Genomic DNA, 16,316 nt, shown 5'->3' on the forward strand with positions numbered 1-16,316 from the left:
CACGCCCCACCCTGGACTACGACACACCAGCCCAACGCCTAACCGCCCTCATCGAGCACGCCGCCTAGACGTTGCACTAATCAGTTGACTTTGCCGCGGAATCGTTGCGATCTACTTCACGTTCGGTGGTCAAAGGCCATCAGCCGAACTGAACCCCTTGGGCCAGAGGCAGTTCGGATGAGTAGTTGACGGTATTTGTGGCCCGGCGCATGTAGGCCTTCCAGGAATCCGAGCCGGATTCGCGGCCGCCGCCGGTCTGCTTCTCACCACCGAACGCCCCACCGATCTCGGCGCCCGAGGTACCGATGTTGACGTTGGCGATCCCGCAGTCGGACCCGTCTACGGCCATGAACCGCTCTGCTTCCCGTATGTCAGTGGTGAAGATTGCCGACGAAAGACCCTGCGGCACAGCATTGTTCAGATCAATTGCCTCATCAAGGCTGTCGTAAGTCATAACATAAAGGATGGGCGCGAACGTCTCCCTGTGCACGATTGCCGTCTGCTCGGTCATTCGCACCACAGCCGGCGTCATGTAGTAGGAGCCGTCGCCCAAATCGATGCGCTCTCCGCCGGTCACTTCACCGCCGTCAGCCCGGGCCTGTTCGAGGGCGTCCATCATGTCTCGGTAGGACTGCGCGTGGATCAGCGGCCCGATCAGGGTCCCGGCAGCAGATGGGTCACCCACGGGCAGGCTCCGGTAGGCGGTGACGATGCGCTGCACCAAGGTGTCGGCCACCGAATGGTGCGCGATGACCCGGCGCAGAGTGGTGCACCGCTGCCCGGCAGTGCCGGCTGCGGCGAACACGATGCCGCGCACCGCAAGATCCAGATCGGCCGACGGCGTGACGATGGTCGCGTTGTTGCCCCCGAGTTCCAGTAGCACCTTGCCGAATCGCTGCGCCACCCGCGGACCGATCTGCTGCCCCATCCGTACCGAACCGGTGGCGCTGACGAGGGCAACCCGCGCATCGTCGACCAGGTGCTCGCCAATCTCGCGTCCGCCCAGCACAAGTCGAGACACGGCGCCGGTAACCGCCACATCAGCGGCAGCGCGTTCCAGCAGCGCCTGGCAGGCGATGGCGGTCAGCGGGGTGAGCTCGGAAGGCTTCCACACAACGGTGTCGCCGCACACCAGCGCGACGGCGGTGTTCCATGCCCACACCGCGACAGGGAAGTTGAAGGCCGTGATGACGCCGACCACGCCGAGCGGATGCCAGTTCTCCATCAACCGGTGCCCAGGGCGCTCAGAGGCGATGGTGCGGCCGTACAACTGGCGGGACAGGCCCACGGCGAACTGGCAGATGTCGATCATCTCCTGCACTTCGCCGAGCGCTTCGGAGGTGATCTTGCCGGCCTCGACGGTCACCAGGGTGCCCAGATCGGCTTTGTGCTCGATGAGCAACTCACCCAGGCGAGCCACCAGTGCACCGCGCACCGGGGCCGGGGTGGTGCGCCAGGTGGTAAATGCCTGTGCGGCTGCGGCGATCGCAGTATCAGTCTCTTCTGCGGTGCTCTCGGCAACCGTGAAGAGGACGTCACCGGTGATGGGGGTGCGGGCAGGCAAGCCAGGTTCGTCGAGCCTGACGTCGGCCCCGATGGCCTGCAGCGCGGTACGCACGCGATCGCGAAGTTGATCGGCGGTGGGTACCAGAGTCTGCACGGAAGTCATGATGCCGCTTTCTCGTAGAGGTCGTACGGGTCATGGATGTGGTGGCCGATGATGCCGGCCATCCAGTCGAGGCTGTAGTCCGAGTGGTCGTCGGCTGCTTCCAGTTGTGCGTCGCCGTCCAGATTGGACCGGAAGATGCCGGCCGCCGAAGCCGGCAGGAAGTCTTCGTAGACAACGGGTTTCGCGGGGTCTCGGGCGCGATAGTAGGCCAGCCCCTGCTCGGCCATTTCTGAATCGGTAGCGGGGAAGTACCGGGCCCAGTTCTCCTGATCAGCCATGGCGGCGTCGTAACGCTCCCGGCCCTTGTGCGTCAACGCCACCCCGCGGGCTTCTACCTCACCGAAGCGCACCCGCAGGCTGCCATCGAACACGGTGCCGTCTGCACAGCGGAACGTGCGTGGCTCAGCTAATGCCCGAAACGACGTCTGCCGCAACAGGACCGGCGGGCCATCGGTGCGGGGCGGCCCTTGGATGGCGTCGATCATCGTGATGCCGTGAGCCGTCATCCGCCGGTACAGCTCATCGATGTCGAGCACGCGAGGGGTGAGGTGGTTGATGTGGGTGGTGCTGACCCCCGCGATATCGGCGGCCACCGCGGACACCTCGCTGAGGTCGTCGTACCATGCCTTGTCGATCGGTGCGCGGGACAGCGCGAACGCCGCGGTGCACTTGTGCACGAACGCGTCGGCATCGGCGGCCGGACAACCGTCGACGGCAATCCGGCGGGCTTGGGTGATCAGCGCCGGATCGAACAGCTGCCGCTGCCCGATGAACTGTTGCACCCGTGCTCGTAGGTCAGGGGAGAAGAATCGCGCGTCCTCAGTAGCCAGCATCGAGGTGAACACCCGAAATGGGTTGCGGTCCAGTTCTTCTGAATCGATGGGACGGAACGCGGTCGAGACCACTGGGACCGGTGAGGCGGCCTCGCGCAGATCGTAGAAGCCGACCGGATACATCCCGAACGCCGCGAACAGGTCCGCGACGTCGACGAGTTCGGCGGGACTGCCCACCCTGATGGCGCCGTGCCGTTCTGCGGTGACGCGGTCGATGGACCCGAGGCGGTCGTCGGCGGCGCAGTCCCGGTTCACCGCAGTGCTGATCTCCACCAGCGTGTTGTAGGCCGGCACCTCGGCGCCGTACATGCGCGACAGCGCGGCGGCGAATGCGGCGCGCAGCCGCCAGGTTTGGACCGTCACTGGACCGACTCCAGGGTTGCTCCGCTGCAGCCCGCCGAAGCGACCGGGGGGTAGTCTCCGGCCATGGCCGAAGCCGAGCAGCTTGACGATGTCGATCGCATCCTGGTGCGCGAGCTGATCGCTGACGGCCGCGCGACACTGGCGCATCTGGCGACGGCGGCGGGGCTGTCGGTGTCGGCGGTGCAATCGCGGGTGCGCCGGCTGGAATCCCGCGGTGTGATCACCGGATACTCCGCCCGCATCAACCCCGAGGCCATCGGCCACATGTTGTCGGCATTCGTCGCGATCACCCCGCTCGATCTGTCCCAACCTGATGATGCTCCCGCCCGGCTGCAGCACTTCACCGAAATCGAGTCCTGCCATTCGGTTGCCGGTGAGGAGAGCTACATCCTGCTGGTGCGCGTCGCCTCGGCGCGGACGTTGGAAGACCTGCTGCAACGGATCCGTACTGTCGCCAACGTCCGCACGCGAAGCACCATCATCTTACAGACTTTTTACGACGATCAAGTGTCTATACCGGAATAGTTACCGCTCTACGTCATGCAGGCCGTAAATATTACGTTAGAATCGCGCCATGACGATTGGTCTGACATCTGTTGACGGGCTATCGGCCGGCAATGCCCACCACGTACGCGAAGTGCTGGGTCGCAGCATCCTGGCCGACGGTTTGGACCTCGTCCTGGACCTGGATCGATCGGGCGGTTCGTATCTCGTCGACGCGCGCGACGGCGGTCGCTACCTCGACATGTTCACGTTCTTCGCATCTTCGGCGCTGGGCATGAATCACCCGGCGTTGACCGACCCGGTATTTCGGGCCGAACTGGCGCAGGTGGCGGTGAACAAGACCAGCAATTCCGACATCTACACCGTGCCGATGGCCTGCTTCGTGCAGACGTTCGCGAGGGTGCTGGGCGACCCGGAACTACCGCATCTGTTCTTTGTCGACGGCGGTGCGCTGGCCGTGGAGAACGCACTGAAGGTGGCGTTCGACTGGAAGAGTCGGCTGAACGAATCCCGCGGTATCGACCCTGCGTTGGGCACCCGGGTGCTGCATCTGCGCGGCGCCTTCCATGGCCGCAGTGGTTACACGATGTCGCTGACGAATACAGATCCCAACAAGGTGGCCCGTTTCCCGAAGTTCGATTGGCCGCGCATTGAAGCGCCGGTGATGGCTCCCGGCGTGGATATTGTTGCTCTGGAACGTGAATCGCTGCGCCAGGCCCGGGCGGCGTTCGAGGCGTACCCACACGACATCGCCTGTTTCATCGCCGAGCCCATCCAGGGTGAAGGGGGCGACCGGCACATCCGCGCCGAGTTCTTCGCGGCAATGCGCGATTTGTGCCTCGAGTTCGACGCACTACTGATCTTCGATGAGGTGCAGACCGGCTGCGGCCTGACCGGAACCCCTTGGGCCTACCAGCAATTGGGAGTCACACCCGACGTGGTCGCCTTCGGCAAGAAGGTTCAGGTGTGCGGGGTGATGGCGGGTGGGCGCGTAGACGATATCGCCGACAACGTCTTCCAGGTCAGCTCGCGGATCAACTCCACCTGGGGCGGCAACCTCACCGATATGGTGCGGGCTCGGCGCATCCTTGAGGTCATCGAAGCCGATGGGCTGATCGACAACGCCGTCAGGTTGGGTTGGTATCTGGTCGGCCAGTTACGTTGCCTGGCAGGCGAATTTCCTTCCCTGGTGCTCGATCCGCGCGGGCGCGGGCTGATGTGCGCGTTCAGTATGCCGTCGGCGGGACAGCGTGATGAACTGCTCCAGCGGTTATGGGAGCGCCGCGTCATCCTGCTGCCCAGCGGTGTGGACTCGGTGCGATTCCGGCCGGCGCTGACGGTGTCGCGGGCTGAAATCGACGAAGCCGTGCAAGCGGTGCGAGAAGTGTTACGCACCCTCGAATGATTCCCCACTCTGGTGGGTGCATTTCATTGTGGCGGAGAACCTGGCTCCGCAGAATCGGCCGAAGTGCGTTGAGTCAGTTGGCGAATCAGACTTTTGAGCCGGGGTAATTCCGTACCGTCTACCAGAGTGCAGTCATGGAGCTCAGCCAACTTCCTTGCAGCCGGGGTGAAATCGTTGTTGGTCACCACCATGGTGTGCGCGCAGTCCTGCATCGGCGCGCCGGCCACCACCTCTTGCACCGCGCTGGTGCCTACCGGCCGCTTCAGCCGTTTGCATTGAATGGCAAGGCGATTGGGCCGCATGCCGACAATCAGATCGACACCCCAGTCGCCCGTCATAGCTGTCATGATCACCGGAACGCCGCAGGAGCGTGCGATCCGCGCGACATAGTCCTCGAACTCGGTGCCGGACATGTCCTCGATCGGATTCTCTCGACGGGTGGGGGTGCGCATCCCGGTGAGTATGTGTGGGGCCGCGGCAATCAGTAGCGGGATGCCTGCGGCAATGGTAAGCGCCACCTGCCAGCTCCAGCCGTGCAGATACGCGGCCCCTGCGGCGACCAGACCCACCGTGATCAAGAGCTTCATCCGCACAGTGGCATCGTAAAGCCAGGCTCTGACAGGCCTTTACACGCCGATGATGTGCTACTACTCTCCGTAGTAGAGGTGATCGAAATGGTCGAGCAAACCAAAAACATCGAACGCGTCTTTGATTGGGCCGCAGCATTCTTCGCGGTCGCACTTCTGCTGCATGGTGCTGATCACCTGCGGCGAGGGATGAACGTCATTCGGCCGGCCGTGATGGTCGGCGGCACGGCACAATTGATTCTGGCTGCGGTGACCATCGCCCTGGTGGTCACGCGCAACCGGTGGGCGCCGCATGCCGCGGTGGCGATTGGCTTCGTCAGTGCAGTGGGATTTACTGCGGCACACCTGCTTCCGACCTGGGGCCTCTTCAGTGACAGCTTTATCAACGCTCCGCCGTGGGCTCGGGTGACGGCGTTCTCCTGGGTGACCGCCATTGTTGAGATCGCCGCCGATCTGATTTTCGGGGTGGTCGGACTGATGGTCCTGCGCGCTCGTCGGCAACAAACTGCAACTGTGTAGTTGCACAGTGGCAAATCTTGTGCAATCCTGGGGTTGCAGATAACCAAACCCTGGAGGCATCATGGACACCCTGGACATCACCCGGACCATCGACATCAACGCGCCCATCGGCAAGGTCTGGGCCACCATCACCGAACCCGAACTGATCTCCCAATGGTTCGGTGACGCAACGGAATTCGAAGCCGCCCCGGGCGGGACGGGCTTCTTCGGCTGGAACACCCACGGAAAGTTCCGAGTGGTCGTGGAGCAGGTCAACCCGCCGCACACCCTGGTCTACCGATGGGCTCATCGCGAGGCCGATGCCGAACCTACGCCCGGCAACTCGACGGTGGTGCGCTTCGAACTCACCGAGATCCCCGGCGGCACCCGGTTGGACCTGCTGGAAACGGGATTCGAGCACCTGGCTGATCCGCAGACCGCGCACGCCGAGAACTCCGGTGGTTGGACAGCCGAGCTGGCGGACCTGGTGGAGTTCCTGCAGGCCGCGCAATGAGCATGCCGACGGTGCTGCCCGTGCTGGCCGACGAGACTCGCTGGCGGATTCTCACCGAACTGGGTTCTGCCGACCTGTCGGCCAGTGCGCTGGCCGACAGGCTGCCGGTCAGTAGGCAGGCCATCGCCAAGCACCTCACCGTGCTGGCGGACGCTGGTCTGGTCGAGTCGGTCAAGGTGGGCCGGGAAATCCGCTTCCGCGCCTTGGGTGCCAAGCTCAGTTCGCTCGGGACGGAACTGGAACGGATTGGCCGGCAATGGGATCAGCGTCTGGCAGCGATCAAACGCATCGCCGAAAGTGGCCTGGCGCCCTAGCGTCGATCGGGCGCATACTGGGGTTTGGCGGTGATATTGATGCTCAGTCCGACAACTGATCGGTTCCGCGACGACGATCCCGGCGTGCATCAGGCCGCGCGATTCGGTCTGGTGATGGGGAGCCTTGGCGTCGGGTTCATGGTGCTCGCCGCCGTATGGCTCAAGCACTGCCACGGTTTCGACACCACAGCGTGCGCCATGCCGTATCGCACAGTACTGGCGCTGGCTGGCCCGCTGTTTCTGTTCAGCAGCGGCGTGTGGGCCTTCGTGCGGACGTATCAGGCCTGGCGGCACGACGAGGTCTGGTGGGCCTGGCAGGGCGCCGGATGGTTTCTGTTGCTCCTGATGTCCGTGGTGCTGACGATGAGCCTGCCGGTGCTGCTGTTCTGAACCGGCAGCGCCAACCCGACCTTCCTAACCCAACATCGCCTCGGCGAACCGCCGAACGGCGTCGGCCCCGGTGGCTGCGGCTTCATCGAACCCGGCGCGGGTGCGCGTTGCGATTGCGCGGGTTGACGGGTCGAGGGTGATCTCGGCCAACATCTCACCGGTCGTCGGCTCGCAGACCGCCCAGGAATACAGCGTGTCCGATTCCCATTGTGCCGCGCGGGTTTCCACGTGCGTGGGGGAGTGTTCGCCGAGTGCGGCCAACGACGGCCGGTCGTCCATCCGGTCATCGGCACGCAGCGCACGCAAATACCAGCCACCGGCATTGATCTCGATCGGCTCCACAACACTCCTCGAAAATGCATTCAGGGCTGCGATCCGCAGTGGATCACAGCCCTGAATACGAAACCAACTACCAGCCCGCCGAAATGGTCGGATCTACTCGCACTTTGCGGCCCGTTTGTCCGTTTGGGCGCAGTGGGAGAGTTAGTCCTTCAGCTCGGCGATGACGGTGCCCTGGGTGATGGCGGCGCCGGCCTCGACGGACAGGCCGGTCACGGTGCCGTCCTTGTGCGCGGTCACCGGGTTCTCCATCTTCATTGCCTCGAGCACCACGATCAGATCGCCCGCGGAGACCTGCTGGCCCTCCTCGACGGCGACCTTCACCACGGTGCCCTGCATCGGCGCGGTGACCGAATCGCCCGAGGCGGCCGAACCGGCCGAGGCGCCACGCTTGCGCGGCTTGGGCTTCTTCTTGATAGCACCGGCAGCCGAACCACCGCCGCCACCGCCGATGGCCAGGTCACCGGGCAGCGACACCTCGACGCGACGGCCACCGACCTCGACGACGACCTTCTGCCGCGGGGCAACTTCTTCCTCATCCAGCGGCTCGCCACCGGTGAACGGCTCGACGGTGTTGTTCCACTCGGTCTCGATCCAGCGGGTGTGCACGTCGAACTTCTCGCCGTCACCGATGAAGGCTGGGTCGGACACCACGGCGCGGTGGAACGGGATGACGGTCGCCAGACCCTCGACGTTGAACTCCGCCAGCGCGCGACGCGAACGGGCCAGGGCCTCGTCGCGGGTGGCGCCGGTGACGATCAGCTTGGACAGCATCGAGTCGAACTGACCGCCGATGACCGAGCCGGCTTCGACGCCCGAGTCCAGCCGAACGCCGGGACCGGTGGGAATGTCGTATCGGGTTACCGGGCCGGGTGCAGGCAGGAAGCCACGGCCGGCGTCCTCGCCGTTGATGCGGAACTCGATCGAGTGCCCGCGCGGGGTCGGGTCCTCGGTGATGTCCAGGGTGTCGCCGTTGGCGATCTTGAACTGCTGCAGCACGAGGTCGATGCCCGCGGTCTCCTCAGTGACCGGGTGTTCCACCTGCAGACGGGTGTTGACCTCGAGGAAGCTGATCAGACCGTCCTGGCCGACCAGGTACTCCACTGTGCCGGCGCCGTAGTAACCGGCCTCCCGGCAGATCCGCTTGGCGGACTCGTGGATCTCCTTGCGCTGCGCGTCGGTCAGGAACGGGGCCGGAGCCTCTTCGACGAGCTTCTGGAACCGGCGCTGCAGCGAGCAGTCGCGGGTACCGGCGACCACGACATTGCCGTGGGTGTCGGCGATGACCTGAGCCTCGACGTGGCGCGGCTTGTCCAGGTAGCGCTCCACGAAGCACTCACCACGACCGAAGGCTGCGACGGCCTCACGGGTGGCCGACTCGAACAGCTCGGGGATTTCCTCGATGGTGCGGGCGACCTTCATGCCGCGACCGCCACCACCGAATGCGGCCTTGATGGCCACTGGTACGCCGTACTCCTTGGCGAACGCGACGACCTCGTCGGCGTCCTTGACCGGGTCCGGGGTACCCGGAACCAGCGGGGCCTGAGCCTTGGCGGCGATGTGCCGGGCGGTGACCTTGTCACCGAGGTCCCGGATGGACTGCGGGCTCGGGCCGATCCAGATCAGACCGGCGTCCAGCACGGCCTGAGCGAAATCGGCGTTCTCCGAAAGGAATCCGTATCCCGGGTGAATGGCATTGGCGCCCGACTTGGCGGCCGCATCGAGGATCTTGTCGAAGACGAGGTAGGACTCGGCGGAGGTCTGACCGCCCAGCGCGAAAGCCTCGTCGGCGAGCCGCACGTGCGGCGCGTCGGCATCTGGCTCGGCGTAGACAGCGACGCTGGCCAGTCCGGCGTCCTTGGCAGCCCGGATGACCCGGACGGCAATTTCTCCACGGTTGGCGACGAGCACCTTGGAGATCTTGGAACTGGCGTGGTTGGCCACAGTGCCTCCTGACGGCAGGTTCTCTAAGAAACGTCTTTAAGAATGTATCGGGTGCAGTGTAAGGCCCTTGCAGGTGCTCCCGCCTGGCGGGTTCGGCTTGCCGAAAAGGCCCTCACTCTCAGCTGGTCTGACCGTCGCGGAGATGGCGTTTGATGCGGGTCAGCATGGCTGACATGCCGCGCAGCCGCAGCGGACTGATCAGCTGGGCCAGACCCAGCGCGGCGTAGAAATCGTCCGGCACAGCGAGAATCTCCTGGGCCGAATGCTTGTCCAGACCGGAGGCGAGGATGGCCGCGAAACCCCGGGTGGTCGGGGCCTCGGCCGGCGCGCTGAAGAACAGCCGTACGTGCTCGCGGTCGTCAGCGTCCACGTGCAGGAACAGCGGCGACTGGCATTCGGGCACCGGCTCCATGGCCGCTTCCTCCAGCGCGGGCGGCAGGTCCGGCAATTCGTTGGCGTACTCGAGCAACAGGGCCAGCTTGTCCTGGCCGGTCATGTCGGCGAACTCGGATACCACCTCGGCCAGGGCCGCAGGCATGCTCACGAAGGTGCGTCCCCCGGCTGGTCGCCGGCCACCACCGGAACCCGAACCGCGTTGCCCCACTCGGTCCAGGAGCCGTCGTAGTTGCGCACCCCGGGCAGGCCCAGCAGGTGCGTCAGGACGAACCAGGTGTGGCTGGACCGCTCACCGATGCGGCAGTAGGCGATGGCCGCCTGGTCGGGTGAAATGAAGCCGTAGAGCTCGTTGAGTTCGGCGCGGCTGCGGAAACGGCCGCTGTCGTCGACGGCGTTGGCCCACGGGATCGAACGCGCGGTCGGGATGTGACCGCCGCGCAGTGCACCTTCATCGGGATAGTCCGGCATGTGGGTGCGCTCGCCGGTGTACTCCTGCGGTGACCGCACGTCGATCAGCGGTTCCTTGCCCAGGATGGCCAGCACGTCGTCTTTGAAGGCGCGGATCGGGGCATCGTTGCGTTCGACCACCGGGTAACCGGTGGTCTGCTTGGACGGCACGTCCAACGTGGTGTCGCGGCCATTGGTGATCCACAGGTCGCGGCCGCCGTCGAGCAGCCGGACGTCGGGGTGTCCGAACAGAGTGAACACCCACAGTGCGTAAGCGGCCCACCAGTTGCTCTTGTCGCCGTAGATGACGACGGTGTCGTCACGGCTGATGCCCTTGCGGTCCATCAGGGCGGCGAACTGGGCGCCGTCGATGTAGTCCCGGACATGCGGTTCGTTGAGGTCGGTGTGCCAGTCGATCTTCACGGCACCGGGGATGTGGCCGGTGTCGTAGAGCAGCACATCCTCGTCGGACTCGACGATGGCCAGGCCCGGTCGTCCGATGTTGCCGGACAACCAGTCGGCGGTGACCAGACGGTCAGGATGCGCATAGGTGGCGAAAGCGGGATGCGGGTCTGCAGGCAGCGGCACACCATGAGCCTACCCACGCACGGAATGCGGAACCGATCTGACGCGATGCGACCAGTTGCCACGGCGATCAGAGGTGGGTGGGCACAATAGGCGGCCATGAGGGCAAAGCTGGTCGCATGGAGTGCCATCGCGGCGTTGGTGGCTGCGGCGGTGGCGGCGCTGATCTTCGGCCTGACCCACCGAGATCAGGTTGCCGAGAAGGCCAAGCCGACCAGTCAACTCCAGATGGTCGACAAGGCAGCACTGCAGCAGGCGATTCAGGACGCCTTCATCAGTCAGCCACCGCAGTCGGTGATCTGCGAGACCGGCCTGATCGCGAAGGTGGGGCAGAGCACCCGCTGCGATGTGACCATGTCACCCGTGTCCGGCATCCAGGCGACCGTGACGGTGTCAGGCGTCGACGGTGGCAAGGTCAGCTACTCGATGGCCCCCGGAGTGTCCAAAACCCAACTCGAGACCGCGGTGACGGACATGGTGACCCGCACCCGGAAGGCGGCGCCCGATGCGGTGACCTGTCAGTCGGGTCTGGAGGGAAAGAAGGGCGCGGTGGCCCTGTGCGACATCACCGCCGCGGGTTTCACCAGTCGGCGCACCGTCTTGGTGGGTGAAGTGTCCGGGCTGTCGATGAACTACGGCCTGACGCCGGTGTTGGAGAAGTCGGTCGCCGAAAACTCATTGGCGGGGCAATTGCGACAAAGCGGCCACCGCCCGGACACCGTGACGTGCGCCGGTGATGTGGACAGCAAGGTCGGTGCGACCCAGCGGTGCACCGCGGTGACGGCCGGCCAGAGCCGCGATTACACGTTGACGGTGACTGCCGTCTCCGACGGCGGGGTGTCGTTCAGCTACCGACCGGTGAACTAGGGCCGCGCGGCCGAATCTCGCGGCCCGGGTCAGGCCGGAGAATTCGTCGCCCACAGGGTGGCGATCGGAACGCCCAGACGCTCCAGCGAGGTGCGCAGCAGCGGCAGGCTCAGCCCGATCACGTTCGACGGGTCACCCTCGATCCGGTCGATGAACCAGCTGCCCAGCCCGTCCAGGGTGAAGGCGCCAGCCACCCACAGCGGTTCGCCGGTGGCGATGTACGCATCCAGATCGGCGGCGGTCGGTGTACCGAAATGCACTGCGGTGGAACCTAATTCGCTGACCTGATCGGTGATCTGGCCGGTGCGCAGGCGGAGCACGCAGTGCCCGGTATGCAGCATTCCGTGGTGCCCGGCCATCGAATTCCATTGCCGCCGTACGGCTTCGGCGGTGCCGGGCTTTCCGGAGAGCCTGCCGTCGAACTCCAGCATCGAATCGCACCCGATCACGACACAGTCCGCCGCGACATCGGGACTGATCAACTCCGCGACGCGCTGGGCCTTCGCGGTTGCCAGAGCACACACCACCTTGCTCGGTGGGGCATCACCCAGTCGCTCGATGACAGCGTCCTCGTCGACATCGGAGACCACGACGACCGGATCGATGCCAGCCTTGCGCAGCACGCTGAGCCGGCCCGAGGAAGCCGAGCCCAGCACGACCCGAGTCATCAGCGCCTAAGTTCTTCGCGCAAGCGGCTCATCAGTGCCCATGTTCTTCGCGCAAGCGGCTCATCAGTGCCCATGTTCTTCGCGCAAGCGGCTCATCAGCGCCGAATTAAGGTGCGTTCCACCAAGGTAATCATCTGCCAGCTGGTGACCGAGTAACGCAGCTTGGTCACCGGGTGGCCCCACAGGTTGCGCTCCTGCGGTCCGGCATCGGCGTTACCGCCACCGGAAGCGCCGGCCAACACCATGACCAGCGCGGCGATCTCTTCGTCGGTCGGGTTGCCCTTGAGCACCTGAAAGAGCGGTGCCGCAACGGCTTCCGGCTGAACTTCGGCTTCGACAGTCACAATGTTCTCCTGGGTGGGATTCCGGCGTGCTCAGGCGGCGCCACATGCCCCCGAACACGCCGAGATCACTCGATCAGAGCGGGATGTTTCCGTGCTTCTTCGGCGGCGTCTGGACGATCTTGCGCTCCAGCAACCGCAGGGCGTTGGCGATGTAACCGCGGGTATGCGACGGCGGGATGACCGCGTCGACGTAGCCGCGTTCGGCCGCCACGTAGGGGTTCACCAAGGTGTCCTCGTAATCCTGCTGCAGCTCCAGACGAAGCGCGTCGACGTCCTCGCCCTTGGCGGCGGCGTCCTTGAGCTGCTGGCGGTACACGAAGCCGACAGCGCCCGAAGCTCCCATGACCGCGATCTGGGCGGTCGGCCAGGCCAGGTTGACGTCGCAGCCCATGTCCTTGGAGCCCATGACGCAGTACGCGCCGCCGTAGGCCTTGCGGGTGATGACGGTGACCTTGGCGACGGTGGCCTCACCATAGGCGTATAGCAGCTTGGCGCCGCGGCGGATGATGCCGTTGTACTCCTGCTCGGTGCCCGGCAGGAAGCCCGGGACGTCCACCAGCATGATGATCGGGATGTTGAAGGCGTCGCAGGTGCGGACGAACCGGGCGGCCTTCTCCGAGGCGTTGATGTCCAGGCAGCCGGCGAACTGGGTGGGCTGGTTGGCCACGATGCCCACCGGGCGCCCGTCGATCCGGCCGAAGCCGATGACGATGTTCTGTGCGTAACCCTGCTGGATCTCCAGGAACTCGTCGTCGTCGAGGATGCGCGAGATGACCTCGTGCATGTCGTACGGCTGGTTCGGGGAGTCCGGGATCAGCGTGTCGAGCTCGAGGTCCTCGTCGGTGAGGTTGTCCTCGATGGCGCCGGGGTGCGGGGGCTCCGGGTAGCGCGGCGGATCGGCGTAGTTGTTGGGCGGCAGGTAGCTAAGCAGATCGCGGACGTAGTCCAGGGCGTCCTGCTCGCCGGAGGCGACGTAGTGCACGGTGCCGGACTTGGTCTCATGGGTGTGGGCGCCGCCCAGCTCCTCCATGGTTACCTCTTCACCGGTGACGGTCTTGATGACGTCCGGTCCGGTGATGAACATCTGGCTGGTCTGGTCGACCATGATGATGAAGTCGGTGAGCGCGGGGGAGTAGACGTGGCCACCGGCCGCAGCACCCATGATCAGCGAGATCTGCGGGATCACGCCGGACGCCAGGATGTTGTTGCGGAATATCCGGCTGTACAGGCCGAGGCTGACCACACCCTCCTGGATGCGGGCGCCGGCGCCGTCGTTGATGCCGATCAGCGGGCGGCCGGTCTTGATGGCCAGCTCCTGGACCTTGACGATCTTCTCGCCGTAGACCTCGCCGAGGCTGCCGCCGAACACCGTTGCGTCCTGGCTGAAGATGCAGACATCGCGGCCGTCGATGGTGCCGTAGCCGGTCACCACACCGTCACCGAGCGGGTGCCGCTCGCCCAACCCGAAGTTGGTGCTGCGGTGCTTGGCCAGCGCATCGAGTTCGACGAACGAACCCTCGTCCAGTAGCGCCAGGATGCGCTCGCGAGCGGTCAGCTTGCCTTTCTCGTGGACCTTGTCGACCGCGGCCTGACCGACCGGGTGCAGGGTCTCCTCGCTGCGCTTGCGCAGGTCCTCCAGCTTGCCCGCGGTGGTGTGGATGTCGATCGCATTGTCCACCGGTGGCTCGGTAACGCTCGTCATGGGGTTGATGCTAACGCCGGGTGTGACGGCCGACTCCACCGGGTCTTAGTTATTCCTTAGAGACTGCTGAGTGTTTCAGAGCATCTCGCATCGCTAGTTAGCGATCTATCAGAAGAGCAAACCGCGGACAATGGTGCCTACACCACCGTTTTCTGGGTGCCGGCTGAGGGTGGACTGACCGCGTCCTGAGGGTTTTTCGGAGGTTCCAGGCCGGCGTTCCGGCCTGGGGGCCGATCATTGGTCCAGGTAGCGGTCTTGGATGCGGGACCACATTGTGTCAAACTTTGCTTACCGATGATCTCTGCAGTTGACAGCTTTATTGACGTGTGCGGTGCAAATCCGTTTCGGATAATATATGATTCCGCGGCACAGGGGTTCGGCGGTCGGAAAAAGGGTCTGACATGGCGCGATGGGATCGGTTCCAGGGTGGACCGGGTGGAGCGGCGATCGCCCGCTTGCAGCTGATCGCCTCGCGACCTGGTGTCGCTATCTCCGCAAAGAGTAGCCGGTTGGCCAGAATCGACTGGCAACGCCGATTCCAGACGCTGCTGGTCTTATCGGATTTCTTAACCATTGCCACGGTCGTCGCACTTGCCCAGGTGATTCGATTCGGTGAGTTGAGATCGGCGCCCAGCTTGAGGTTCACCCTGGTCAACTACTGCGCGGTCTCGGTGGTCATCGTCGTGATGTGGATGACCGCTCTGGGCATCTATGGGAGTCGCCTGCCGCGGATTTTCGGCAACGGGCTGGAGGAAACGCGTCGGGTGTTCTCCGCGACCGTGGCTGTCTTCGGGGCCATTGCGGTTGTCTCGATGCTGGTCAAGCTAGAGATCGCGCGTGGTTATCTAGCGATAGCCCTGCCGCTGGGTCTGATCGGCCTGTTGATCACTCGCGGGGTCGCACGCCATTACGTAACCGAGAGTCGCCGCGGGGGAGTTCTCGTCAACAATGTTCTGGCCGTCGGCAATCCGCGCTCAGTAAAGGAACTGGCGGAATGCTTCTCGCGGCACCCCGGCGACGGTTTGCGCCTGGTCGGAGCTTGCGGGCCCGGGCTGGCTGCAAAGAGCAGTCTTGCCATCTCCATCGACCATCGCATACCGGTGTTGAGTGAAGAAGACGACATCGTTTCAGTGGTGCACAGGTGCGGTGCTGACACGGTGGTGCTGACGTCCGGTCAGCTGGGTCCCGACGAGATTCGCGACTTGTCCTGGCAACTCGAGAAGTTCAACGTCGACTTGGTCCTTGCGCCGGGCATCATCGACGTCGCGGCACCTCGGTTGACAGTCCGGCTGGCGGGCGGGCAGCCATTGATCCACGTGGAGAAGCCGCGCTACAACGGCGCCAAGCGATTCCAGAAGCGGGCGTTCGACGTGTGGTTCGCGCTCGCCGTCTTGGTGGTCATGGCCACAGTGATGTTCGGCGTTGCAATCGCCATCAAGCTGACAAGCCGAGGGCCGGTGTTCTACTTGTCCGAACGGGTCGGACTCGACGGGGTTTCGTTCCGGATGGCCAAGTTCCGGACCATGGTGGTCGACGCCGACAAGCAACTCGACGCACTCGCGCACTTGAATGAAAGTGAAGGCGGCGTGTTGTTCAAAATCAAAAACGATCCGCGAGTGACGCCAATTGGCCGTTTCCTGCGCCGCTACAGCATCGATGAACTGCCGCAGTTCTTCAACGTACTGACCGGCACGATGAGCGTTGTCGGACCACGACCGCCGCTGCCACGTGAGGCCGACACCTACGATCTGCGTACCCGCCGCCGCCTGCTGGTGCGGCCGGGCATCACGGGTTTGTGGCAGGTGAGTGGGCGTTCTGATCTGTCATGGGAGGATTCGGTTCGGCTGGACCTGTCCTACGTCGAAAACTGGTCAATGGCCGGAGATCTCGTCATTGCGCTCAGCACTGCCAGGGCAGTGTTCACGTCATCGGGCGCGTACTGAACCG

Annotated in this window: 18 protein-coding genes; 8 read left to right on the forward strand and 10 right to left on the reverse strand. The window is 64.6% G+C overall.

Translation table 11 applies throughout. The features are described from left to right. Positions 1-139: 139 nt before the first annotated feature. Positions 140-1,618 carry an aldehyde dehydrogenase family protein gene (locus M2432_RS00005; protein WP_280825259.1) on the reverse strand — a complete coding sequence of 493 codons (1,479 nt, stop codon included), beginning with the start codon at positions 1,616-1,618 and terminating at the stop codon, positions 140-142. Positions 1,619-1,665: 47 nt separating this feature from the next. Then, complete coding sequence (locus M2432_RS00010; RefSeq protein WP_280824698.1) at positions 1,666-2,865, reverse strand: VOC family protein; 1,200 nt, start codon at positions 2,863-2,865, stop codon at positions 1,666-1,668. A gap of 63 nt (positions 2,866-2,928) precedes the next feature. On the opposite strand from M2432_RS00010, the gene M2432_RS00015 reads away from it, so the two are divergent. Both M2432_RS00015 and lat read left to right on the forward strand, forming a co-directional pair. Beyond that, a complete protein-coding gene (locus tag M2432_RS00015; RefSeq protein WP_280824699.1) occupies positions 2,929-3,390 on the forward strand; it encodes an Lrp/AsnC family transcriptional regulator in 462 nt (153 codons plus the stop codon). 49 nt (positions 3,391-3,439) lie between these two features. After that, positions 3,440-4,774: an L-lysine 6-transaminase gene (gene lat / locus M2432_RS00020; RefSeq protein WP_280824700.1), complete on the forward strand. Its 1,335-nt coding sequence runs from the start codon at positions 3,440-3,442 to the stop codon at positions 4,772-4,774. A 23-nt stretch (positions 4,775-4,797) separates the two neighbouring features. Here lat and M2432_RS00025 read toward each other — a convergent pair whose 3' ends face one another. After that, the gene (locus tag M2432_RS00025; protein ID WP_280825260.1) at positions 4,798-5,361 is read right to left on the reverse strand and encodes a restriction endonuclease; all 564 of its coding nucleotides are present in this window, start codon (positions 5,359-5,361) and stop codon (positions 4,798-4,800) included. Positions 5,362-5,448: 87 nt separating this feature from the next. Between M2432_RS00025 and M2432_RS00030 the strand changes: the two genes are divergently transcribed. The 4 genes from M2432_RS00030 (at position 5,449) to M2432_RS00045 (ending at position 7,077) form a co-directional block, all read left to right on the forward strand. Then, positions 5,449-5,880: a hypothetical protein gene (locus M2432_RS00030; protein WP_280824701.1), complete on the forward strand. Its 432-nt coding sequence runs from the start codon at positions 5,449-5,451 to the stop codon at positions 5,878-5,880. A gap of 61 nt (positions 5,881-5,941) precedes the next feature. Continuing rightward, positions 5,942-6,373, forward strand: a complete 432-nt coding sequence (locus M2432_RS00035; RefSeq protein WP_280824702.1) for an SRPBCC domain-containing protein — start codon at positions 5,942-5,944, stop codon at positions 6,371-6,373. Then, entirely contained in the window at positions 6,370-6,687 is a 318-nt protein-coding gene (locus M2432_RS00040; protein WP_280824703.1) for a metalloregulator ArsR/SmtB family transcription factor, read from the forward strand. The genes M2432_RS00035 and M2432_RS00040 overlap by 4 nt, the downstream gene beginning before the upstream one ends. A gap of 39 nt (positions 6,688-6,726) precedes the next feature. Further along, a complete protein-coding gene (locus tag M2432_RS00045) occupies positions 6,727-7,077 on the forward strand; it encodes a hypothetical protein (RefSeq protein ID WP_280824704.1) in 351 nt (116 codons plus the stop codon). A 24-nt stretch (positions 7,078-7,101) separates the two neighbouring features. Here M2432_RS00045 and M2432_RS00050 read toward each other — a convergent pair whose 3' ends face one another. From M2432_RS00050 to M2432_RS00065, 4 genes are all read right to left on the reverse strand, one after another. After that, positions 7,102-7,419 (reverse strand): hypothetical protein, encoded by a 318-nt coding sequence (locus M2432_RS00050; protein WP_280824705.1) that lies wholly within the window; start codon positions 7,417-7,419, stop codon positions 7,102-7,104. 141 nt (positions 7,420-7,560) lie between these two features. After that, a complete protein-coding gene (locus M2432_RS00055) occupies positions 7,561-9,360 on the reverse strand; it encodes an acetyl/propionyl/methylcrotonyl-CoA carboxylase subunit alpha (protein ID WP_280824706.1) in 1,800 nt (599 codons plus the stop codon). A 118-nt stretch (positions 9,361-9,478) separates the two neighbouring features. Then, the gene (locus tag M2432_RS00060) at positions 9,479-9,898 is read right to left on the reverse strand and encodes a SufE family protein (RefSeq protein WP_280825261.1); all 420 of its coding nucleotides are present in this window, start codon (positions 9,896-9,898) and stop codon (positions 9,479-9,481) included. Between the two features lie 2 nt (positions 9,899-9,900). Continuing rightward, positions 9,901-10,791 carry a sulfurtransferase gene (locus tag M2432_RS00065; protein WP_280824707.1) on the reverse strand — a complete coding sequence of 297 codons (891 nt, stop codon included), beginning with the start codon at positions 10,789-10,791 and terminating at the stop codon, positions 9,901-9,903. Positions 10,792-10,887: 96 nt separating this feature from the next. Here M2432_RS00065 and M2432_RS00070 point away from each other — a divergent pair, with 96 nt between their 5' ends. Continuing rightward, positions 10,888-11,655, forward strand: a complete 768-nt coding sequence (locus M2432_RS00070; RefSeq protein ID WP_280824708.1) for a DUF4333 domain-containing protein — start codon at positions 10,888-10,890, stop codon at positions 11,653-11,655. Positions 11,656-11,684: 29 nt separating this feature from the next. Here the strand turns inward: M2432_RS00070 and M2432_RS00075 are convergent, their stop codons facing one another. From M2432_RS00075 to M2432_RS00085, 3 genes are all read right to left on the reverse strand, one after another. Next, positions 11,685-12,326 carry a Maf family nucleotide pyrophosphatase gene (locus M2432_RS00075; protein ID WP_280825262.1) on the reverse strand — a complete coding sequence of 214 codons (642 nt, stop codon included), beginning with the start codon at positions 12,324-12,326 and terminating at the stop codon, positions 11,685-11,687. 92 nt (positions 12,327-12,418) lie between these two features. Further along, positions 12,419-12,667 carry an acyl-CoA carboxylase subunit epsilon gene (locus M2432_RS00080; RefSeq protein ID WP_280824709.1) on the reverse strand — a complete coding sequence of 83 codons (249 nt, stop codon included), beginning with the start codon at positions 12,665-12,667 and terminating at the stop codon, positions 12,419-12,421. Between the two features lie 73 nt (positions 12,668-12,740). After that, positions 12,741-14,369, reverse strand: a complete 1,629-nt coding sequence (locus M2432_RS00085) for an acyl-CoA carboxylase subunit beta (protein ID WP_280824710.1) — start codon at positions 14,367-14,369, stop codon at positions 12,741-12,743. Positions 14,370-14,770: 401 nt separating this feature from the next. Here M2432_RS00085 and M2432_RS00090 point away from each other — a divergent pair, with 401 nt between their 5' ends. Then, the gene (locus M2432_RS00090; RefSeq protein WP_280824711.1) at positions 14,771-16,312 is read left to right on the forward strand and encodes a sugar transferase; all 1,542 of its coding nucleotides are present in this window, start codon (positions 14,771-14,773) and stop codon (positions 16,310-16,312) included. The last annotated feature ends 4 nt before the right edge of the window (positions 16,313-16,316 follow it).

Source organism: Mycobacterium sp. OTB74, from assembly GCF_029892685.1.
GTDB lineage: Bacteria > Actinomycetota > Actinomycetes > Mycobacteriales > Mycobacteriaceae > Mycobacterium.

Bases quoted from the DNA above. Each gene is read 5' to 3' on its own strand.
- M2432_RS00015 (WP_280824699.1), top strand. From the start codon at position 2,929: ATGGCCGAAGCCGAGCAGCTTGACGATGTCGATCGCATCCTGGTGCGC.
- lat (WP_280824700.1), top strand. From the start codon at position 3,440: ATGACGATTGGTCTGACATCTGTTGACGGGCTATCGGCCGGCAATGCC.
- M2432_RS00025 (WP_280825260.1), bottom strand. From the start codon at position 5,361: ATGAAGCTCTTGATCACGGTGGGTCTGGTCGCCGCAGGGGCCGCGTAT.
- M2432_RS00030 (WP_280824701.1), top strand. From the start codon at position 5,449: ATGGTCGAGCAAACCAAAAACATCGAACGCGTCTTTGATTGGGCCGCA.
- M2432_RS00035 (WP_280824702.1), top strand. From the start codon at position 5,942: ATGGACACCCTGGACATCACCCGGACCATCGACATCAACGCGCCCATC.
- M2432_RS00040 (WP_280824703.1), top strand. From the start codon at position 6,370: ATGAGCATGCCGACGGTGCTGCCCGTGCTGGCCGACGAGACTCGCTGG.
- M2432_RS00045 (WP_280824704.1), top strand. From the start codon at position 6,727: ATGCTCAGTCCGACAACTGATCGGTTCCGCGACGACGATCCCGGCGTG.
- M2432_RS00060 (WP_280825261.1), bottom strand. From the start codon at position 9,898: ATGCCTGCGGCCCTGGCCGAGGTGGTATCCGAGTTCGCCGACATGACC.
- M2432_RS00070 (WP_280824708.1), top strand. From the start codon at position 10,888: ATGAGGGCAAAGCTGGTCGCATGGAGTGCCATCGCGGCGTTGGTGGCT.
- M2432_RS00085 (WP_280824710.1), bottom strand. From the start codon at position 14,369: ATGACGAGCGTTACCGAGCCACCGGTGGACAATGCGATCGACATCCAC.
- M2432_RS00090 (WP_280824711.1), top strand. From the start codon at position 14,771: ATGGCGCGATGGGATCGGTTCCAGGGTGGACCGGGTGGAGCGGCGATC.